19 protein-coding genes are annotated in these 22,204 nt (G+C 28.4%); 16 read left to right on the forward strand and 3 right to left on the reverse strand.

What is annotated here, in order from left to right; all coding sequences use genetic code 11:
• The first annotated feature begins 142 nt into the window (after positions 1-142).
• On the forward strand, positions 143-937 hold the full coding sequence (locus ACTG45_RS05020; protein WP_479918775.1) for a MerR family transcriptional regulator: 795 nt from the start codon (positions 143-145) through the stop codon (positions 935-937).
• A gap of 97 nt (positions 938-1,034) precedes the next feature.
• A complete protein-coding gene (locus tag ACTG45_RS05025) occupies positions 1,035-2,339 on the forward strand; it encodes an MATE family efflux transporter (protein WP_479918296.1) in 1,305 nt (434 codons plus the stop codon).
• A gap of 146 nt (positions 2,340-2,485) precedes the next feature.
• Here the strand turns inward: ACTG45_RS05025 and ACTG45_RS05030 are convergent, their stop codons facing one another.
• Together ACTG45_RS05030 and ACTG45_RS05035 are read right to left on the reverse strand one after the other, a co-directional pair.
• Positions 2,486-3,817, reverse strand: a complete 1,332-nt coding sequence (locus tag ACTG45_RS05030; RefSeq protein WP_479919946.1) for an MATE family efflux transporter — start codon at positions 3,815-3,817, stop codon at positions 2,486-2,488.
• Complete coding sequence (locus ACTG45_RS05035) at positions 3,810-4,244, reverse strand: MarR family winged helix-turn-helix transcriptional regulator (RefSeq protein ID WP_479919947.1); 435 nt, start codon at positions 4,242-4,244, stop codon at positions 3,810-3,812. The genes ACTG45_RS05030 and ACTG45_RS05035 overlap by 8 nt, the downstream gene beginning before the upstream one ends.
• Before the next feature lie 711 nt (positions 4,245-4,955).
• On the opposite strand from ACTG45_RS05035, the gene ACTG45_RS05040 reads away from it, so the two are divergent.
• From ACTG45_RS05040 to speB, 4 genes are read left to right on the forward strand one after another with little or no spacing between them, the layout of a single operon-like run.
• Positions 4,956-6,431: an aminotransferase class I/II-fold pyridoxal phosphate-dependent enzyme gene (locus ACTG45_RS05040; RefSeq protein WP_479919948.1), complete on the forward strand. Its 1,476-nt coding sequence runs from the start codon at positions 4,956-4,958 to the stop codon at positions 6,429-6,431.
• A 58-nt stretch (positions 6,432-6,489) separates the two neighbouring features.
• A complete protein-coding gene (gene speD, locus ACTG45_RS05045; RefSeq protein WP_003418655.1) occupies positions 6,490-6,903 on the forward strand; it encodes an adenosylmethionine decarboxylase in 414 nt (137 codons plus the stop codon).
• Positions 6,904-6,938: 35 nt separating this feature from the next.
• Positions 6,939-7,790: a polyamine aminopropyltransferase gene (gene speE / locus ACTG45_RS05050; RefSeq protein ID WP_479919949.1), complete on the forward strand. Its 852-nt coding sequence runs from the start codon at positions 6,939-6,941 to the stop codon at positions 7,788-7,790.
• Positions 7,780-8,658 (forward strand): agmatinase, encoded by an 879-nt coding sequence (gene speB, locus ACTG45_RS05055; RefSeq protein ID WP_479919950.1) that lies wholly within the window; start codon positions 7,780-7,782, stop codon positions 8,656-8,658. Before speE ends, speB begins: the two co-directional genes overlap by 11 nt.
• 173 nt (positions 8,659-8,831) lie before the next feature.
• Here the strand turns inward: speB and ACTG45_RS05060 are convergent, their stop codons facing one another.
• Positions 8,832-9,032 carry a cold-shock protein gene (locus ACTG45_RS05060; protein ID WP_003418660.1) on the reverse strand — a complete coding sequence of 67 codons (201 nt, stop codon included), beginning with the start codon at positions 9,030-9,032 and terminating at the stop codon, positions 8,832-8,834.
• A 466-nt stretch (positions 9,033-9,498) separates the two neighbouring features.
• On the opposite strand from ACTG45_RS05060, the gene ACTG45_RS05065 reads away from it, so the two are divergent.
• The 10 genes from ACTG45_RS05065 (at position 9,499) to ACTG45_RS05110 (ending at position 22,105) form a co-directional block, all read left to right on the forward strand.
• Positions 9,499-10,989: a 4Fe-4S dicluster domain-containing protein gene (locus ACTG45_RS05065; RefSeq protein ID WP_479918300.1), complete on the forward strand. Its 1,491-nt coding sequence runs from the start codon at positions 9,499-9,501 to the stop codon at positions 10,987-10,989.
• Between the two features lie 267 nt (positions 10,990-11,256).
• Positions 11,257-12,753, forward strand: coding sequence for a 4Fe-4S dicluster domain-containing protein (locus tag ACTG45_RS05070; RefSeq protein ID WP_021383683.1), 1,497 nt, complete (start codon positions 11,257-11,259; stop codon positions 12,751-12,753).
• 162 nt (positions 12,754-12,915) lie between these two features.
• Positions 12,916-13,830 (forward strand): AHM family subclass B3-like metallo-beta-lactamase, encoded by a 915-nt coding sequence (gene blaAHM / locus ACTG45_RS05075; RefSeq protein WP_021383692.1) that lies wholly within the window; start codon positions 12,916-12,918, stop codon positions 13,828-13,830.
• 119 nt (positions 13,831-13,949) lie between these two features.
• The gene (locus ACTG45_RS05080) at positions 13,950-14,141 is read left to right on the forward strand and encodes a hypothetical protein (RefSeq protein WP_021383686.1); all 192 of its coding nucleotides are present in this window, start codon (positions 13,950-13,952) and stop codon (positions 14,139-14,141) included.
• 222 nt (positions 14,142-14,363) lie between these two features.
• Positions 14,364-14,714 carry a DUF6483 family protein gene (locus ACTG45_RS05085; RefSeq protein WP_021383697.1) on the forward strand — a complete coding sequence of 117 codons (351 nt, stop codon included), beginning with the start codon at positions 14,364-14,366 and terminating at the stop codon, positions 14,712-14,714.
• Between the two features lie 261 nt (positions 14,715-14,975).
• Complete coding sequence (locus ACTG45_RS05090) at positions 14,976-16,481, forward strand: DUF1846 domain-containing protein (RefSeq protein ID WP_021383690.1); 1,506 nt, start codon at positions 14,976-14,978, stop codon at positions 16,479-16,481.
• A gap of 390 nt (positions 16,482-16,871) precedes the next feature.
• Complete coding sequence (gene dinB, locus ACTG45_RS05095; protein ID WP_021383701.1) at positions 16,872-17,969, forward strand: DNA polymerase IV; 1,098 nt, start codon at positions 16,872-16,874, stop codon at positions 17,967-17,969.
• A 340-nt stretch (positions 17,970-18,309) separates the two neighbouring features.
• A complete protein-coding gene (locus ACTG45_RS05100) occupies positions 18,310-19,446 on the forward strand; it encodes an ABC transporter ATP-binding protein (protein ID WP_479919951.1) in 1,137 nt (378 codons plus the stop codon).
• On the forward strand, positions 19,439-20,986 hold the full coding sequence (locus ACTG45_RS05105; RefSeq protein ID WP_479919952.1) for an ABC transporter permease/substrate-binding protein: 1,548 nt from the start codon (positions 19,439-19,441) through the stop codon (positions 20,984-20,986). Before ACTG45_RS05100 ends, ACTG45_RS05105 begins: the two co-directional genes overlap by 8 nt.
• 252 nt (positions 20,987-21,238) lie before the next feature.
• Positions 21,239-22,105, forward strand: coding sequence for a cation diffusion facilitator family transporter (locus ACTG45_RS05110; protein ID WP_021383688.1), 867 nt, complete (start codon positions 21,239-21,241; stop codon positions 22,103-22,105).
• The last annotated feature ends 99 nt before the right edge of the window (positions 22,106-22,204 follow it).

Here is a 22,204-nt window from a genome sequence, read left to right on the forward strand (position 1 = left end):
TTTCTTAAGTAATTATTAATGAAAAAATAAGCATAAAATTAATTAAAGATATAATTAATTTTATATTGCTGTTTGTATAGTAATATAGTATTATTTTAATGCAAAATATAAAGGGGGAGATTATATAAAAACATATTTTTCAATAGGTGAAGTATCTAAGCTTTTTGAATTATCAATAAAAACTTTGAGATATTACGATAAAATAGGTATACTAAAACCAGCATATGTAAATCAAGAAAATAAATATAGATATTATTCAAGAGAGCAGTTTATGAGTATAGATGTAATTAAGTACTGCAAGATTATGGGGATGACTCTTGAAGATATAAAAAAATTGATTGACTCAGATGGTTCAATAGAATCTATGTTGAATACAATTAATGAACAGAAAAAAATGATAGAAAACAAAATAAAAGAATTGTCATATGTAAAAAAATACTTAAATGATATAGAATCTAATGTAAATGAATTATTGGAATACGGTTTAAATCAGGTGTTTATAAAGTACAATAAAGAAAGAAAAGTAAGTGTATATAAGTGTGATTCAAAAGATGAAGTTGAGTTTGAGATGTATCTTAGACGTGTTATTTTACATATTCAAGATAAGTATAACGATGTCTATCCTATAATATCAGGTAGTATTTCTTATGAAAAAGTAATTAAGGAAGGAGATACATTATTGTATGATAACATAGTAGATTTTACAAGGAGAGACAATTATGAAAATGAATATATTTTGCCAGAAGGAGAATATCTAACTATCTTATATGATGATAATTGGAATAATGCATATGATTATTATCAAAAAATAATAGATTATACTAAGGATAACAATATAGAAATTGTTGGTGATTTTAATGAAATATGGATACTCTCTAGAGTAGACTCAGATTCAAAAGAAAAGACATTAGTTCAGTTAGAAATAAGAAAAAAATAGTATACAAAAAAACTTGACTCTCCCCTCAGAGGATATATTAATATTTTATATAGTGGAATAATAATTATCATAATAATATATAGAGGGGAGATTTATAATGATAAAAAAATTTTTAGAATATGCTGTACCATCAGCTCTTGCTATGTTTGTATCGTCATTTAATACTATATTAGATGGAATATTTTTGGGTAAAGGACTAGGTGATGCAGCACTTACAGCTGTTAGTATAGTGGTACCTCTTGTTATGGTATTTTTAGGGTTATCCAGTTTAATGGCAGTTGGAGGAGGAGCATTAGTATCAAAAAACTTTGGTTCTGGAGATGATGAAAGGGCTATAAATATATTTAGGCAAGTTATAAAAGTTTTAATATTGGGTAGTGTATCTCTTACAATATTTTGTATACTTTTTTCAAATCATATTGTTAGATTTATGGGAGCAACTGAAAGTTTGGTTGGATTATCTGCTGAGTACTTAACCTTTTATGCTGTTTTTTGTCTTCCAAACTTATTAGGACTTGTTTTCTGTAGCTTTTTAAGAAATGATGGAAGACCAAAACTTGCAATGATAGCCACTTTGTCAGGGACAATTTTTCATATAGCTTTGAATTATATATTTATATTTAAACTTGGATTTGGTATAAAGAGTGCAGCAATCGCAAGTGGATTAGGTCAGTTATCAACACTAATGATAATGCTACCTCATTTTGTATTTAAGAAAGGTAAATTGTCTTTTGGTTCAGTTAAAATAGAAAAAGATGTTTTAAAAGAACTATTTACAATAGGATTTCCTTCATTTTTTGCAGAATGTGCTTTTTCAATTATAATACTTGCACACAATATAGTTTTAACAAGAGTAGTTGGAGAGGTAGGTCTTTCAGCTTATGCTGTAGTAAACTATATAACTACAAATATTTATAATCTCCTAATGGGGATAACTTTGGGTGTTCAACCACTTATAAGCTATAATTTTGGTTCTAAAGAAAGTAATAAAATGTTAAGTTATTATAGTATGGCAACGAAGATGAGTATTTTTGTGTCTGTAATATTTACAATAGTGTGCTTCTTGTTTGGAAGAGAGATTATAAAAGTATTTACAAGTGATGAAGAAATTATTTTGATGGCATATATTGCACTTAATATGGCTAATATAGCTTACCTTATGATTGGAAAAAATTTAACAACAACTATGTATTATCAAGCAATAGAAATGCCAATACATTCTAATATTATAGGGGCTTTGCGTTCAATTTTGCTTTTACCTATTATATTGATTATTTTTTCTAAATTATTTGGAGTAAATGGAATATGGGTAAGTATGGCTATTTCAGAGCTTTTAACAGTTTTGATTATAAGTAAAGCAGTGAATATAAAGGAATGTACAAAAAATGCTATAAGTTTATAGCATTTAATATTATAAATTATATGAGTAAGAGTTGTCTTAAAGCTGACCTTTTTAATCAAATTTTAAGTTCAACTCTTTTATATTTTTTATAAAAAATTTCCTAATTCATACAACACTCAACAGGAATGTGTTATTTGATGATATATTTAAATATAAGTATAGGTATCCTTTTTCTTAAATATATAAAATACTGCCACAATGAATCCAAGAGCTTCTGCTACAGGAACTGCCATCCAAACACCAAATTCTCCAAATATATTAGGAAGAATAAGAATAGCACCTACAATAAAAATGAAAGTTCTTGAAAATGATATAATGGCTGATGTCTTTCCATCTGAAAATGCGGTAAACATTGCAGAAGCAAAAACTCCTAATCCCATAATAATAAAAGATAGGGAGTAAATAGAAAATCCATGAAGTGTAATATCATAAACACTACTATTTACTGGAGTGAAAATTGTGATTGCTTTTGTTACTGTCAAATGAATCAAAAAGTTTGCTAATACTGTACTTATAAGCAAAAAAACAATACTGTTTTTAAATATACTCTGTAACTGCTCTTTGTCATCATTTCCATATTTGAAACTTATGACAGGTGCAATTCCATTAGAATATCCAAAATAAAGAGCAGTGAATATATATTGAAAATAAAGTATGATTGTAATGGAAGCTACACCATCTTCTCCATAAAATTTTAATAGAACATAATTAAACAAAAAAGTTGTTACAGCATTTGCTAAATTTGTTACCATCTCAGATGAACCGTTTGTACAAGATTTTATAAGTACTTGCCAATCCATTTTAGGTTTTACAAAGCATAATGAATTTTTTTTAGATGTAAAGAAAAATAACAAGCCCACGATTGCAGGAATACAATAACTTATTCCTGTAGCAATTGCGGCACCATTTACACCTAGATTCAAGGGTGCCATAAAAATATAATCTAAGACAATATTTGTAATACCAGCTAATAAAGTAACGGCTAATCCTAATGTTGGTTTTCCTACTGTAACAAAGAACGTTTGAAAAGCTGTTTGAAGAAAGAAAGCTGGAGCAAATGAAAATATAATTTTTGCATAACAGATAGTTAAGGGAGACTGAATGGGACTTACACCTAAAAGTGAAATAATTTCATCAATGAAAACATTCCCTAGAATCGCAATCAAAATTCCTATTAAAACCTCTATAACAATTAAAAAACTAAGATTTTCCTGTGCCTCTTTTTGTTTACCTTCGCCTAATTTTCTTGCAACTATTGCACTACCGCCAGTTGCAATCATAATTGCGATTGCCATTTCAAAGCATATTGCAGGATAAAACATATTAACAGCAGATAAAGCAGTTGTGCCAATTAATTGTGATACAAACATTCCATCAACAATAATATACATAGATAAACTAATCATCATCACAATGTTAGGTATTGCAAATTGTAATAATGAACAAAAGGAAAACTTTTTAGCCAAAACATTATTCATTATTGATTTCCTCCTTGAGTAATTCATAATATTTTGTGTTACTCACAATGAGCTGATTTATCAATTCTTCACCTAATTCTTCCATTACATTTTCTTCCATTCGAAGTAATGGTTTTAATATTTCACAAGCGAAATCACTTCCTTTAGGTGTAAATGTAATCAATCGTTCCCTTTTATTTTCTTCATTTGGAGTAATTAAAATATAGCCCTTTTTTTCAAAATCAAATAAAATTCCATGAACTGTTTGTTTAGGTAAAGCCCACCAATCACATATTTGTTTTTGAGTGCATGTCTTAAAATCGTACAAGGTATATAAAACAACCAAAGAATTGTAATTCAACTTATTCTTTTTCGCCCATATCCTATATAAATCCAATGTACTGCTTAAAGCAGAGTTTACAAGTCTGATTTGTTTTCTAATATCCATAACATCCTCCTAATAGTACTAATCGGTACTTTATGTAGTATAGTACTAATTAGTACTATTGTCAATAAGAAATAAAAAGAAACAAAAAATATCTTCCTTGACTATTTGTCATTCTAAATAAGGTTGTTTTGTCATATCAAGACACTTTTATTCGTTGTAAATCTTTCTTTTATGTTTCGTTGTTTTCCTAGTAAGTGCAGTACCTATGTGAATAATCTTAATTTTGTATCTGTTTTTGTTTATAAGAATAGAATTTATTTCATCAAATAAAAAAAATTTAATAAATTTTAACAGCAAATAAAAATACAAAAATAGGAAATTTATTTAGTCTAACTAAACTAGAAATTTTGACATATGAAATCAGAATAATATAAAAGTTTAGTAATAAAATACTTACAACTTAAAAATATTAAACTCAAAAGCTTAGTAAATCTCAAAAAAATAGAAATGCTAAAAAAATAAAAAACAAAAAAGTTTATAAATACTAATTTTAAAAAAAATTAATATAAACAATAAAAAATAAAAAAGTTTAAAAATATTGACATTACTAATGTGTGAGTTTTTGGATAGAGCCAAAAAAACACTTGTAAAAAGTCTTGGATATTAATATAATAAATATCATGAGTTTAATAAAAGTAAAAATAAAAAATAGAAATAATAAATAAAAATACAATAATTATTTTAATATAGAGAGGGGATGAATTCAAAATCATGGATAGTGAGTTTGCAAATGCGGTTGAATTAAGCTATGAATGTGCTCCATTATTAGAGTCTTTAAAGGAATACTCAGAAAAAAATATAGCTTGTTTTGATGTGCCTGGGCATGTAAAAAATAGAGGTGTAGATATATTAAATAAATATCTAGGTGAAAATCTCATGAAAATGGATATAAATTCATCACCAACTATGGACAATGTATCTGCTCCAAATGGTGTTATAAAAAATGCACAGGATTTGTTGGCACAAGCATATACCGCTGATGAAGCATTCTTTATAACCAATGGTACAACTCAGGCAATACATGCAATGATTTTAAGTGTGATAAAACCAGGTGAAAAAGTATTACTTCCAAGGAATATACATAAATCAGTGATAAATGCACTAATACTCTGTGGAGGAATACCAATATTTATACAGCCAGAGTTTGATGAACAGTTAGGCATAAGTTTAAATATTACTCTTAAAAAAATTAAAGTAGAGATAGAAAAAAATTGTGATATAAAAGCATTGTTTTTCCTTAATCCAACTTATTATGGTGTTTGTGCGGACATTGAAAATATCATAGAGCTATGTCATAAAAATAATATTTTGGTGCTAGTGGATGAAGCTCATGGAGCTCATTTTCCATTCCATTTAGATTTACCTCCTTCTGCAATAGGCTTGGGAGCTGATATGGTAGCCGTAAGCATACATAAAACTGGAGGAGCATTGACACAGTCTTCAGCACTTTTATTGAATAGAGATAATGTGAAGTTCGAAAAAGTTCTTCAATCAATAAACATGCTACAGTCAACATCTGCATCTTATTTGCTTATGGCAAGTATAGATGGTGCTAGAGCAAATCTAGTTGAGAATGGGGAAAAGCAACTATCAAAAGCATTAAACTTATCTAGGTATGCAAAATCTAGATTAAACAAAATTGATGGAATAAAAGTCTTATCTACTGAAATGCTAAAGCAAAAAGGTGCTAAATTTATAGACGAAACAAAACTATGTATAAACGTGAAAGAATTAAATTTAACAGGATTTGAAGTCTATGATTTATTGTATAAAAATTTTTCAATTCAAGTGGAATTAGGAGATTCATACAATATTCTTGCACTTGTGTCTATTGGAACGAACAAGTCTGATATTGATAGATTAGTGAAAGCACTTTCAATAATTGCAAAAGTCTATAGAAAAGAAACTGCATTAAATGAATTTAATATGGTTCAAATAAATCCAACCATTAAGCTTAATCCGAGAGAAGCTTTTTATGCACCAAAAGAAAGTGTAGAAATTGATTCGTGTATAAATAGAATTTGCGGAGAATCAATAATGGCATATCCACCAGGTATACCAATTGTTGCTCCAGGAGAATTGATAACAAAAGAAATTATGGAATATATTATTTTCTTAAAAAACAGCAATGCATATCTAACAGATGTGCAAGATAAAAACTTAGATAGAATACTTGTAATAAAATAAATTGATTTATTTAGAAAATATAAGAATAGATTAAATATGTAGAGGAGTTGGGATTGAAATGAAATTTGAAACACTAGGAAGACATATACTAGTAGAATATTATAATTGTGATGAGAATGTACTCAAAGACCCACGTCTTATAGAAAATTTTATGAATGATTCAGCATTAAATGCAAAGGCTACAATCGTTGATTCTGTATTTCACCATTTTAATCCTTGGGGTGTTTCAGGTGCCGTTATAATTGCAGAATCTCATTTAACAATACATACTTGGCCTGAATATGGTTATGCAGCAGCGGATTTTTTCACTTGTGGTGATATAGACCCATGGAAAAGTTTTGAATTGTTAGAACAGCTTTTAAAGTCAGAAAGAAGTGAGTCTACAGAAATTCCAAGAGGTTTGACTACAAAAATAAAAAAATATTCAAAAAAAGATTTAGGTAAGATTACTCATAAACCAGAAGCAGTATAAATGCAGAATATATGAGAGAAAGTGAGGATTATTATATGGAACTTTGGTATACAGAAGAATGGACAGAGAATGTAAGATTTTCTATAAAAGTAAATAAACATTTGTTTGAGGGGAAGTCTCAATTTCAGAGAATAGATGTATTTGAGAGTGATGAATTTGGAAAGTTTCTAACAATAGATGGGTTAATGATGGTAACAGATAAAGATGAATTTATATACCATGAGATGATAACTCATGTTCCTATGTCTACAAATTTAAACATAAAAAAAGTATTAGTAATAGGTGGGGGTGATGGCGGAACTGTAAGAGAATTAAGCCGTTATCCACAAATAGAAAAGATTGATATGGTCGAAATAGATAAAATGGTTGTAGATGTATCTAAAGAGTATATGGATATATGTTCATGCAAATTAGATGATGAAAGAGTAAATTTATATTTTGAAGATGGTGTTAATTTTGTTAAATGTGCCTCTGATAAATCTTATGATTTGATAATAGTAGATTCAACTGACCCAATAGGACCAGGAGAAGGTCTTTTTTCAACTGATTTTTATAGAGATTGCCATAGAATACTGAGTGATGATGGAATTTTGGTAAATCAAAGTGAAAGTCCTTATTTTGATTTTAATGCTAGGGAAATGAAAAGAGCTAATAAGAAGTTAAAAGAGATATTTCCAATATCTGAAGTCTATCAAGCACATATACCAACATACCCATCTGGTCATTGGTTGTTTGGTTTTGCTTCGAAAAAATTTAGTCCAATAAAAAATCAAGATAGGGATGGATGGGAAAAATTAAATTTAAAAACTAAATATTATAATAGTAATATACATTTAGGTTCATTTATGTTACCTCAATACGTAAAGGAGATGTTAGATGAACAATAATTTCTATTACATGAATACCTTTATGAGTATGGACAAAAATTATGAAGAATCTAATCTTATAGTATTTGGTGTTGGATTCGATGGAACTACTTCAAATAGACCAGGAGCTAGATTTGCAAGTGGTTCTATGAGAAAAGAATTTTATGGCCTTGAAACGTATAGCCCGTTTTTAGATTTGGACTTGGAAGATTACAGTATATGTGATTATGGAGACTTAGAAATAAGTGTAGGAAGTACAGAAAAGGTATTAGAAGAAATATATATAGAAACATCTAAGATTGTTAGAGATTCAAAAGTTCCATTTATGATTGGAGGAGAGCATTTAGTTACACTACCAGCTTTTAAAGCAGTGTATGAAAAGTATAATGATATATATGTAATTCATTTTGATGCTCATGCAGATTTAAGAGAAGAGTATAATAATAGCAAAACTTCTCATGCAACAGTAATTAAAAGGATATGGGATGTTGTAGGAGATAATAAAATATTTCAATTTGGTATAAGGTCTGGTACAAAAGAAGAATTTAAGTTTGCGACAGAACAAAAGCATACATATATGGAAATTGGAGGAATAAACACTTTTGAAAATATAATTAATATGTTGAATGGAAAGAATGTTTATTTAACTGTAGATTTAGATATACTAGATGCATCTGTATTTCCAGGAACAGGTACACCAGAACCTGGTGGTATAAATTATAGAGAATTTCAAGAAGTTTTTAGAATCATAAAAAACTCTAATATAAATATCGTTGGTTGTGATATTGTAGAGTTAAGTCCTGATTATGATATTACAGGTGTATCAACAGTTATAGCCTGTAAAATATTGAGAGAGTTATGCTTAATAATATCTGATAAAATTAAATAGAGTAGTTTTTGATAGTAATATATTATAATAAAAGAAGTTATTTTAAAAAGATGTTTTGAATTGTCTTTTTTAAAGTAACTTCTTGTTTTTGTAATGTATTATAAGTATAATGAACAACAAAAAAGAGCCTACTATAGCTCCTTTTCTAAAATATATATATTTAAATTAAATAATTATATTCTATTCACGTTTTCAGCTTGAGGTCCTCTATTACCTTGAGTTATATCAAAGCTAACCTTTTCGCCTTCTTCTAAAGTTTTGTATCCATCATTTTGTATAGCTGAGAAATGTACGAAAACATCGTCTTCTCCCTCTACAGATATGAATCCAAATCCTTTTTCATTGTTAAACCATTTTACTATTCCGTTTTTCATTATAAGAAAACCTCCGCTTTATTAAAAAATACAAACTAAAAAAATAAGTCTGTTCTATTAATATAGCATAAATTTAAAATAAAAGCAAATAAAATTTTTAAAAAGATTAATTAATTTTAGAATTTAAAAAAAATTGTTAAATGATGCAAAAATAAGCAGTATAAAATCGTACAAAAATATGAATATAAGGAATAAATTTAATATCAAAAAATGTAATAAAAAGGAATGTGAGTAAAAAGTGGAATTAAATTTTATAATAAAAAATATTATATATTCGATTAAAAATTTGAAATAAAAATAGTGAAATTTCAGAAATATCAATATTATTATATAATCAAATGAAAAAACATTGTATATATTCGATAAAATAAAATTTAAACATATAATATTTTATGTATATATTAATAAAAGGAAATATTATGTTATAATGGTATCGTATAAAATCATTTACGGGGGTGGTATTAAAATGTTTCAATTTGAAACACAAATACACAAATTAAGACATGATGTTTTAACTGCAATAGCTAGACTTGGAAAAGATGATAACCTTACAAGAGAAGCAATGGATAATATTCAATATGAAATAATAAAAGGTGAGAAACCTACATACAGATGCTGTGTTTATAAAGAAAGAGCTATAATATCTGAGAGAGTAAATGTAAGTATGGGATTAGAGCCAGGTCAAGATAAGATAGATTTAGATACAATGGATATAGGAGAAGATGAACAAATTATATATATTTTGGAGGCTGCATGTGATAGTTGTCCAATAAATGAATTCACAGTAACTGATATTTGCAGAGGCTGTCTAGCACATAGATGCAAAGAAGCTTGTAAATTTGGTGCTATAACACACGTCGGAGGAATGGCTTACATAAATCATGAATTATGTAAGGCTTGTGGAATGTGTAAAAAAGCTTGTCAATATGATGCCATCTCAGAGGTTGTTAGACCATGCAAGAGTGTATGCCCAACTAATGCCTTAGGATTTGATAGAGAGAATATGAAAGCTATGATACATGAAGATAAGTGTTTAAACTGTGGTGCATGTATGTCAGCATGCCCATTTGGAGCAATATCTGATAAAAGTTTGATAGCTCCTGTAGCTAGAAAATTAGTTCAAAACGAAAAAATGTATGCAGTAGTAGCTCCTGCTATAACAGGTCAAGTTGAAGCAAATGTTACATATGGTCAAATAAAGAATGCTATAAAATCATTAGGATTTGTCGATGTATTAGAAGCAGCTTGTGGAGCAGATGCAGTTACAGTTCATGAAAGTTTAGAGTTTGCTGAAAGAATGGAAAAAGGAGAAGCTTTTATGACAAATTCTTGCTGTCCAGGATTTGTTGGTTACATAGAAAAGACATTCCCAAATCATGTAGGGAAAATATCTTCTACAGTATCCCCTATGATAGCTAGTGGAAGATTTATAAAAAGTTTTGAGCCAGATGCTAAAGTTGTATTTATAGGACCATGTACAGCTAAAAAAAGTGAGGCAGCTAAGAAAGAATTAAAAGGAGCAGTGGATTATGTACTGACTTTTGAAGAAATAATGGCATTATTTGAAGCATTTGATATAGACTTAGCTAAGTGTTCAAATGAAGATATAGATGATGCGTCAATATTTGGAAGAGGTTTTGGAGCTGCTGGTGGTCTTACAAAAGCTATAGAGAATTATCTTGCTGAAAAAGGTATAGGTGTTAATTTTGAACCTGTAAAGATTTCTGGTTCAAGAGAAATCAAGAAAACTATGACTATGGCTAATTTAGGAAAATTAGAAGGTAATTTTATAGAAGGAATGATGTGTGAAGGTGGATGTATAAATGGTTCTGGTAAGTTCTTATCAGGTGCAAAGGTTAAAGCCACTTTTGATAGAAAAAATTCTCAATCAACTAAGAAGAGTGTTTTAGCAAATACAAAGATAAAAGATTTTAGTAAAATAAATTTAGAAAAATAAAAAGAGAAATACATATAATTAATAGAGTTGTTCTAAGTTGCAGTTTAACTTTTGGACAACTCTATTTTTATTTATATATTTGGTTATTTAGTAATTTAAAACAAAAACTATATGCACTTAAAATAAAAATTACATATATAATATTTTGTATATAACTTAACAAAGTATATGCCTGTGTTATAATAATTTATGGAAATAAATAAAAATACAATATACATAATAGTAGAAATATAGCGAAAAAGATGTGATTTATGGGGAGGATTACTTATGTTTGAGTTCGAAACGCAACTAAAAAGGTTGAAGCATGAAGTTTTAACGGCAGTAGCAAGATTAGCGATTGAAGAAAAATTAACAAAAGAAAATATAGAAAAAATTCCATATGAAATAATTAAAGGAGAAAAAGCAAGATATAGATGCTGTGTCTATAAGGAGAGAGAAGTAGTTCTTGAAAGAGCACAACTTGCATTAAGTTTAACACCAAATAGTAAATATGGAGATATAAATCCTGATTTAGTTAATTTAGATACGGATGAGCAAATTATATATATAGTAGAAGCAGCATGTGATAGATGCCCAATAAATGAATTTACAGTTACAGAACTTTGTAGAGGTTGTCTAGCTCATAGATGTAAAGAAGCATGTAAGTTTGGGGCAATTTCTTACATAAATGGAAGAGCATATATAAATCATGATTTATGCAAAGCTTGTGGAATGTGTAAAAGTTCATGCCAATACGATGCTATATCTGAAGTTGTAAGACCTTGTAAGAGTGTCTGTCCAACAGGAGCATTGGATTTTAATAGAAATACTATGAAAGCCATGATACATGAAGATAATTGTATAAATTGTGGAGCTTGTATGTCAGCATGTCCATTTGGAGCAATATCTGACAAAAGTTTGATAGCACCTGTTGCAAAAAAACTTGCAAAGAAGGAAAATATGTATGCAATAGTAGCTCCAGCTATAACAGGTCAAATTGATAGCAATATTACATATGGACAGTTAAAAAATGCTATAAAGTCGTTGGGGTTTGTAGATATGATAGAAGCTTCTTGTGGGGCAGATGCGGTTACAGTTCATGAAAGTAATGAATTTATTGAGAGAATAAAATCTGGAGATGATTACATGACAAATTCATGTTGCCCTGGATTTTTTAAGTACATAGAGAAGATGTTCCCTGATGAAAAAGATAAAATATCATCTACAGTATCTCCTATGATAGCAACAGGAAGATTAGTAAAAAAATTTGATTCTGATGCTAAAGTTGTATTTATAGGACCATGTACAGCCAAAAAGAGTGAGGCAACAGAGACATACTTAAAAGATGCAGTAGATTATGTGCTTACTTTTGAAGAGTTAATGGCATTATTTGAATCATTTAATATAGATTTATCAAAATGTTCGAATGAAGATATAAATGATGGGTCAATTTTTGGAAGAGGATTTGGAGCATCTGGAGGTCTTACTAAATCAATACAGAACTATATTACTGAGAAGGGAATTAGTTTTGATTTTGAACCTATAAAAGTATCTGGTCCAAGACAAATTAAAAAAACAATGACAATGGCTAAATTGAATAGATTAGAAGGTAATTTTATAGAAGGAATGATGTGTGAAGAAGGTTGTATTAATGGAGCTGGTAAGTTTTTATCAGGTGCTAAAGCTAAGAATACCTTTGATAGAAAAAATGGACAATCAACTAAAAAAAGTGTTTTATCTAATGATAAAATTAAAGAATTTGAAGATGTAACTTTAGAAAGATAGACTTAATTTTTATAAAAAGAGCAGTACAGTTTATAACTATATTGTTCTTTTTTTTAATGCCACAAATATGCCTAGAATTTGCCCTGTTTATATGTGTATTTTACTAAGTCAGGATTGTTATACTATAAATATGAAATAAATAAAATTTATAGGAGACTTTGGATGAAGAGAATAATATTAAGAGACATCATGTTTTTTGTTACTACATTATCTGTAATTGCAATATTATTGATTGTAGTAAATGTAACTACTAATGGTAAGATAAAATCAACAAGTGAATCTTATTTAAAGAGTGACAAAAATAGTGTAAGTCAAAATAATATTAAGAGTAGCACAAAAAATACTGCATTTAAGACTACTATACTAAGCACTGGTAAGTCAGACTGTATACTAATTGAGATAGGTGATAAAGTCATAATGATTGATACAGGAGAAGATAAAAATGGAAAACAAATAGTCGATAAATTAAAAGAAAAAGAAATAAACACACTTGATTATTTGATTTTAACTCATTTAGATAAGGACCATATAGGTGGAGTCGATAGTGTACTATCTAGTGTCAAAGTAAAGAATCTGATACAAGCAAATTATAAGAAAGACAGTAAACAATATGATGAGTATATTGATTCACTTAAAAAAGCTGATGTAGAACCAGTAGTGCTTAAGGAAAAAATGAATATTGTAATCAGTAATGCAGAAATAAGTATACAACCAGCTTCAAAAAGTGAGTATGAGGGTTCAAATGATTACTCAATAATGACTAGTATAAATTATGGAGAACACAAATTTTTGTTTGCAGGAGATGCAGAGGAAAAAAGGTTGGCAGAATTTATAAGTGAAAATACTTTGAAATATGATTTTGTTAAAATCCCTCATCATGGGAGATATGACAAATTAACTGAAGCATTTTTAGACTCTATATCCCCAGAATATGCTGTTATAACTTGTTCAGAGAAAAAAGCTCCAGAAGAGGATGTCTTAAAAATATTAGAAAAACTGAATATAAAAACATTTTTGACTTCTGATGGAGATGTAGTCATCAATAGTGATGGCAAGGTATTGAGTGTAAGCCAATAATTTTTTTGAGAAAATCTCTAAAAAAATTTTAAAAAATCATTAGCAAATATTACCCCTTAAACATAGTATATTTTAGGAGCTGAAACTCCACATACAAAATTACTAGGAGGTAACATATTATGTTGGATAGATTTTTTGGTGAAGGCGGATTTGGCGGATGTGCTTGGTGGATAATAATATTATTCTTCTTATTCTTAGCATTCCAAGACTGTTGGGCTGAGATGGACTTATGTGCATGGATACCTTTCTTAATAGTATTATTAATACTTTGTGAATGCGGTGACGTTTTTGATGGAGGATGTGGATGCTAGAAAAATCAATTTAGATGATTTAACGAAGCTTATGGTGGGTATAAGTAAAATACCAAACCAATCACAATCTAGTGTTTGAAGGTAGTCGGAAATCCCCCGCTACCTTCTTTTTTTTATGTTTAAAATCTATTTTTGAATTATTTCATTTACATATAATAATTTTTACTATAAAGTCTGATATAATTAAAAAGAAAATAAATTTTATTTATAGGAGATGTAAAAATGGCTATAGTGGATAAGATTTTCAATGAGATAAAACTTATGGTCGCAAGACTTTTATTGGGAAAAAAATACAGTGAATATGAAGAAAAAGATTTAGTGTATAATACAGAAGAAGAAGTTATACTTATAACATTGAAACGACTAGTTTTTCAAGGAAAAGTGAATGAAGCAGAAGAGATTTTATTCGATAAGGCTAACACTGTGAATACTGAAAATATGCAGTATATAGCAATAGAATTTTATACTATGCTTATGGAAAAAACTGATGAAGAATTAGAGGCTATGAATTTCTCTAAACAAGAAGTTTATCAAGGAATAGAAGATATTAGAAAAGTATTGAACTTAGAATAAAAGATATATGAGAATATTGAAATAAATTAATGATAAGGTGAGAATATTATATTTAGATATGTAGAATATAATATTCTTATTTTATTAGTTATATAGGTATATCTAAATTACAATAAAACTATCTTGAAAAAAATTAATCTTAATTGTATAATATTACTTTGAGTGAAAAAGTATTAACATTTTTTTATAAGATGTTTTACTAAAAAAATATATATAAATATACTGTTATCAATAAGAAATTTAATTTAGTGAGGTGTTAAGATGAAAGTAGGATTTGACCACAAAAAATATTTAGAAGAGCAGTCTAAATATATCTTAGAAAGAGTAAACAATTTTGACAAGCTTTATTTAGAGTTTGGAGGAAAATTGATGGGAGACCTTCATGCAAAAAGAGTGCTTCCAGGATTTGATGAAAATGCAAAAATAAAAGTGCTACAACATATGAAAGAAAAAGTTGAAGTTGTAATCTGTGTATATGCAGGAGATATAGAAAGAAATAAAATAAGAGGAGACTTTGGTATCACTTATGATATGGAAGTTTTAAGATTAATAGATGATTTAAGAGGTTACGAGTTAGATGTAAACAGTGTAGTAATTACTAGATTTGAAGGACAACCTGCTACAACTGTATTTATAAATAAATTGGAACGTAGAGGAATTAAAGTCTATAAGCATTATCCAACAAAGGGATATCCGTCAGATGTTGAGACTATAGTTAGTGATGAAGGGTATGGGGCAAATGAGTATATAGAAACTACAAAACCAATAGTAGTAGTAACAGCGCCAGGTCCTAATAGTGGAAAACTTGGTACTTGTTTAAGCCAGTTATATCATGAAAACAAAAGAGGAAATGTAGTTGGATATTCTAAGTTTGAGACATTCCCAGTTTGGAATGTACCTGTGAAGCATCCTTTAAATATAGCTTATGAAGCAGCTACGGTTGATTTAAAAGATGTAAATATGATAGACTCATTCCATCTTGAAACTTATGGTGAAATGTCAGTAAACTACAATAGAGACTTAGAATTATTCCCAGTGCTTAAGAAAATAATAGAAAAGATAACTGGAAAAGAATCAATTTTCCAATCTCCGACTGATATGGGTGTCAATAGAGTTGGATTTGGAATAATAGATGATGAAGTAATAAGAAGAGCATCTATAGAAGAAATAATAAGAAGATACTTTAAAACTGCTTGTGAATATAAAAAAGGACAAGTTGATAAGGGTGCCTATGATAGAATGAAAATGATTATGGAAGAACTTAACTTAAAGCCAGAAGATAGAAAAGTTGTCTTACCTGCTAGAAATTACAGTAATAAATTAAAAGAAAATGCTGATAAAAATGATACTTGCCCTGTAGTAGCATTAGAGTTAGAGGATGGAACAATATTAACTGGTAAGGGTTCTGACTTAATGAATGGAACAGCAGCTGCAATATTAAATGCAATTAAACACTTAGCTAATATATCTGATGATATGCACTTAATATCACCTGTAATATTAGAACCTATTATAAATTTAAAAACAAAAACTTTAGCTAGTAGAAATGTGTCACTTAGTTGCCAAGAGGTTTTAACTGCACTTAGCATTTGTGCTGTAACTAATCCAACTGCACAATTTGCTATGGAAAAATTGGCACTATTAAAAGGGTGTCAAGCTCATTCTACTACTATACTAAATAGAGATGATGAACAAACATTTAGAAAACTTGGTATAGATGTAACTTGTGACCCAGAGTATCCTTCACAAAATCTTTACTATAGCTAAAATTATATAAAAAAATATGGGCTGTTTTAAAGTAATAGTTTGAGCAGTCCATTACAATTATAATAAAATCAGTAGGCTGTCTTATATAAGGCAGTCTTTTGTTTTTAAAACATCCCATTTAAATTAATATATATACTGTTATCCATAAGGAATTTTAAATTTAGTTCCTTGGAATACCTATTGTAAAGCTTTTATATAGTTTTTGCAAGTGTTTTTAAGGATTTTTTATAAATTATATTAAATTGGTTGATTATAGGATGCTTTATATATGGAAAATGTCAATCTATAAAGAGAATTATAAAAAAAAGAGCATAAAGAAACATAAGTTTGGTATAATTAAAAAGTAATCTAAATAAAATTAATATGTTTATATTTTAAAAGGTGATAAGGATGGAACTTCATAGAAAAATAATTCATATAGATATGGATGCTTTTTATGCATCTATAGAACAAAGAGATAATAAAAAATTAAAAGGAAGACCTGTTATTGTTGGTGGAAATCCACAAAGTAGAGGTGTAGTTGCAACCTGTTCTTATGAAGCTAGAAAATTTGGCGTACATTCAGCTATGCCATCAGCTGTAGCTTATAATAGATGTCCTTATGCAGTTTTTATAAGGCCTAGATTTGAAGTGTATAAAAATGTATCAAATCAAATAAGAGACATATTTTATAGATATACTGATTTGGTAGAGCCGTTGTCTTTAGATGAAGCTTACTTAGATGTAACAAAAAATAAAAAAAATATTGATTCATCAATTGAGTTAGCAAAGCAAATAAAAAGAGATATACTTAGAGAAGTTGGTCTTACTTCTTCAGCTGGTGTTTCGTACAATAAGTTTCTTGCTAAAATTGCATCAGATTTAAAAAAGCCCAATGGGTTGACTGTAATAAATGAAAAAAATGCTCAAGAATTTTTAGATAAATTACCTGTAAATAAATTTTTTGGTGTTGGAAAAGTCACTTCAAATACTCTTAAAAATTTAGGTATAAAAACAGGATACGATTTAAGGTGTTTAAATTTATTTGAACTTGAAAATATATTCAAGAAAAAAGGTTATGAATTGTATAAATTTGCAAGAGGAATAGATGATAGACCTGTAGAGCCAAATAGAGTTAGAAAATCTGTTGGAGCTGAGACTACATTAAGTCATAATTTGGATATTGATGAAGAAGAAACACGCAATATCCTTGATGAACTTTGTGAAGAGGTATGTCATAGATTAAAAAACTCTGAAAAATTTGGAAAGACACTTACATTAAAAATTAAATATGAGGATTTCACACAGATAACTAGAAGCCTTAGCGTAGAACATTATATTGATGAATATAATGATATAAGAAGTTGTGTAGATAATTTATTAAGAAATGTTGAGATGAATAGAAAACAAATTCGGTTATTGGGAGTTACAATTTCAAACTTAAGTGATAAAAAAGAAACTTATAAAGATATTACATTATTTGAGTATATGGATAGTATTCAACCATAATTTTTTATTTAAATAAATTAATAGGCTATCTCAAAATAGAGATAAGCCTCTTTTTTATTGTTAAATGATGAAAATACATTTGATTTCATACAAAAAAGAGTACATCATGAACTGAAACATTCATTTTAAGACCCTCTTATGTTATTTTATGAATATTTTTATTCTTTTTTTGTTTTTTAGATTATATAATACATAAATACGTTGCATCTGTAGCAATATTCAGACATATATTGACCTAAAAGTTGTACTTAGTTTACATAAAGCGAATAATATGATATAATTAAAAAAACAACTTATAGCATTGGTGAAGGTTGCTTGTCGATAGAGGGGATGATAAATTATGATAGAAATAAGAAATGTGACCAAGAAGATAGGAAATAATGTTATATTAGATGATATTTCTCTAACTGTAGAAACAGGTACACTGGTAGTTTTGATTGGTTCAAGTGGTTGTGGGAAGACTACAACTTTGAAGCTTATAAACAAATTAATAAAACCTACATCTGGTGAAATATATATTAATGGCAAACCAATTTCTCAGGAAAATGAAATAGAGCTTAGAAGAAAAATAGGATATGTTATACAGAACACAGGCCTATTTCCTCACCTTACAATAAAAGAAAATATAGAGTTAATTCCACGCCTAAAAAAGGAAAAGTCCGTTGAAGAAATTGAGAAAAGAACATTGCAACTACTTGAGATGGTAGGTCTTAATAGTGATGATTTTTTAAATAAGTATCCTTCAGAACTTAGTGGTGGTCAACAACAAAGAATTGGTGTTGCAAGGGCCATTGCGACTGATGCTGAAATAATATTAATGGATGAGCCTTTTAGTGCGTTAGATCCAATAACAAGGACATCTTTACAAGAGCAATTATTTTCTCTTCAAGATGAATTGAAAAAAACTATAATATTTGTAACTCATGATATGGATGAGGCTTTAAAGATAGCTGATAAAATTTGTATTATGAAGGATGGAAGAGTAGCACAATATGATACTCCAGAAAATATACTTAGAAAACCTGCAAATGATTTTGTAAAAGATTTTATTGGAGAAGATAGAGTTTGGGATAATCCAGAATATATAAAAGCAAGAGATATTATGATAAAAAATCCTATTGCCGTTACTTCAACGAGAACTGTAACTCAAGGGATAGAAATTATGAGAACAAGTAAGGTTGACAGTTTACTAATTATAGACAGAGCTAAAACATTAAAAGGCATTGTTACTGTAAAGGATATGAAAGACATTAATGATAAATCAATATTACTTTCTGATATTATGTCAAGAGAGCCTTTACATGTAAATGAAGGCGATAATTTAGTTGAGATACTGAATGTAATGAATCGTAATTCGGTTGGATATATTCCGGTTATTTCTGATGAGAATAAACTTGTAGGGCTAATTACTAGAAGTAGTTTACTTTCTGTTTTAAGTGAACAATTCCTAGAAATGGAGGTGAGTGTCCTTGGATAATTTTTTAAACTTTATACTATTACAAAAAGATAAGATTATAGAGCTTTTAATACAACATATGAGTTTAACAGTTACATCTATTCTGATAGCTATAATAGTTGGGGTTCCTCTTGGAATCATTATTTCAAGAGTCTCATCTCTTAGAAAAATAATACTTGGATTTGTAAACTTAGTCCAAGCAGTTCCATCTATGGCACTTTTGGGTCTTCTTGTACCCATACTTGGGATAGGAAGTAGACCAGCCATATTTATGGTAGTAGTTTACTCATTACTGCCAATTGTAAAAAATACGTATATAGGTATAACCAGTATTGACCCAGTGGTATTAGAATCGGCTAAAGGGATTGGTCTTACAAGAAATCAGACCTTATTTAAAATACAATTTCCTTTAGCGCTTCCTATAATAATGGGTGGGGTTAGAATCTCTGCAGTTACAGCTGTTGGTTTGATGACTCTTGCGGCGTTTATAGGTGCAGGTGGTTTAGGATATTTAGTATTTTCAGGTGTTCAAACTGTAAACAATAATATGATTTTGGCAGGTGCAATTCCATCATGTATAATTGCACTACTAGTTGATTATTTATTTAGTAAAATTGAAGTTGCAGTTACTCCAAAAGGATTAAATCCAAAAGTACCAAAGAAAAATTATATAGCACTTAAAGTAATATCTGTTGTAGTTGTAGTTTCAATGTTGTTTGTTGTTTTTAGTTCAAGTTTTTCAGGAAAGAAAGATACAATAACTATTGGTTCTAAAGATTATACAGAACAACTTATACTTGGTAATGTTTTTGCTGAATTAATAGAAAAAAATACAAATCTTAAAGTTAAGAAGAATTTAAATCTAGGTGGTTCGTCTGTTGCATTTAATGCAATTAAGTCTGGAGAGCTAGATATGTATGTAGACTATACAGGTACACTTTTGGTAAATGTAATGAAACATGCTCCAATTAAAGATGCTGATGAAGCATATAAGGTTGTAAAAGATACTATGGAAAAAGAAAATCAGTTAACTTTACTTGACCCTCTTGGGTTCAATAATACTTACACATTAGCCATGATGCCTGAGACTGCTGATAAGTATGGAATAAGCACTATATCTGATTTAACTAAATATAGTAAAGACCTTACTTTCTCACCAACTCTAGAGTTTGAAAATAGAGAAGATGGTCTTATAGGAATTGCTAGAGATTATGGCTTAAAATTCAAAGATGTAAAAGCAATGAATGGAAGTTTAAGATATACAGCTTTAGATAATAATGAATCTCAAGTTATAGATGCATTCTTAACTGATGGTCTTATTAAAAAGTTCAATCTTAAGATATTAGAAGATGATAAAAACTTCTTTGTACCATATTATGCAGCTCCATTAGTAAGAGAAGATACTTTAAAGAAATATCCTGATTTAGAAAAAGTAATGAATATGCTTTCAGGTAAAATAAATGAAGAAACTATGAGAGAACTTAACTATCAAGTTGATGAACTTGGTAAATCACCAGAAGATGTTGCTCATTCATTCTTAGTTAAAGAAGGATTAGTATAAAAAATTAATAGTTTATATCAAAACTTTAAGTTATAGATAATATTTTATATATTATCTATAACTTATTTTTATTTGTATCAAAATTATAAAAGTACTTTTTATTTATAATTAAGTTTCAAATTGAGTGAACAAGTACAACCAATTTTGAATATAAATATAGTAAATGTGCTTATATACAATTTTATTGTCTAGTTAATTAATATTGATACATAGTCTTTTTTCGATTAAATCGGAGGGAGGAGGTAGATTATTATGGATAATTATAAGAAAGTGAAGCAAGTATTATGGATAATTTTATTTGCTAATTTTGCAGTAGCGTTATTAAAAATCATTATTGGTAATCAAATCAAAAGTTATAGTATGACAGCTGATGGATTCCATTCTCTGTCAGATGGAGCATCAAATATAGTAGGTATCATAGGCATTTTCTTTGCATCTAAGCCAAAAGATAAAAATCATCCTTATGGACATAAAAAATTCGAAATTATAACTAGCTTATTTATTAGTGGTATGTTATTTGTTATAGCGATTAAGATAATTCTTAGTGCAGTATCAAGAATATCCAATCCAATTACACCTTCTATAACTATAGAAAGTCTAATTGCTCTAATCATTACACTTTTTATAAATATTTTTGTCTGTATATATGAATATAGGATTGGAACTAAATTAAATAGTTATGTTTTGATTTCAGATTCATTGCATACAAGAAGTGATATTTTTGTATCTTTAGGAGTATTGATTACTTTAGTTGGTGTAAAATTAGGTTTTCCAGTAATAATAGAATCTATAGTTCCTATTATTATTTCTGCATTTATAATTTACTCAGCTTATGGGATATTTAGACCATCTATTGGAATCTTAGTAGATAGAGTAGCTGTAGATGAGGATTATATAAGAGAAATTGTGTTTGAATTTAATGAAGTAAGAGATGTTCACAATATCAGAAGTAGGGGAAGTAAAAGTTCTATATATATTGATATGCATGTAATGGTTGACCCATTTATAAGTATAGAGCAATCTCATGCTTTAACACATAAAATCGAGAAACAAATACAAGAAGAGATTAATGAAAATGCTCAAGTAATAGTTCATATTGAACCTTTTTATAGCTTTTAATTTGATTAGAAAAGGTCAATTGTAAAAAATTATAATTTATAAAAAAAATATTATACCATAAATAATTTATAAAAAATATTTATGGTATAATATTTTTTA

This window comes from Clostridioides sp. LIBA-7602 (genome assembly GCF_056688945.1).